The organism is Deinococcus pimensis DSM 21231 (assembly GCF_000519345.1).
Lineage (GTDB): Bacteria > Deinococcota > Deinococci > Deinococcales > Deinococcaceae > Deinococcus_A > Deinococcus_A pimensis.
The window spans coordinates 68,444-68,796 of the sequence record NZ_KI912680.1; the positions used below are offsets into that span (position 1 = coordinate 68,444).

The 353-nt window shown below is 77.1% G+C and carries 1 protein-coding gene; it reads left to right on the forward strand.

The features are described from left to right. The coding region (locus DEIPI_RS35100) for an alpha/beta fold hydrolase (protein ID WP_045235322.1) at positions 1–239 on the forward strand (239 nt) is incomplete at its 5' end. Positions 240–353: the final 114 nt, after the last annotated feature.

The following is a 353-nucleotide window of genomic DNA, read 5'->3' on the forward strand; positions in this document are numbered from 1 at the left end:
AGCCCGCGCGCCCTCCCGCCTGGGACCGCCTGAACGAGGTGCGCGCCCCCACCCTCGTCGTGTGGGGCGACCTCGACGTGCCGCACGTTCCCGAGCGGGGCGAGCACCTCGCGCGCTCCATTCCCGGCGCGCGCCGCCACGTCGTCACGGGGACGGCGCACCTCCCGCAGCTCGAACGGCCCGACGAGGTGAGCGCGCTGCTGCTGGACTTCCTCGTGCCCGCCGGAGCGTCCCGATGACCCTCGCCGCCGTCCGCCTGCGCCGCGCCGGACCGGAGGACCTCGCCTTCATGCTGAGCCTCGCGCCGAGGCTCGTGGCGCACCTGCCCGAGTGGCGCGATCGCGCCGACGCCC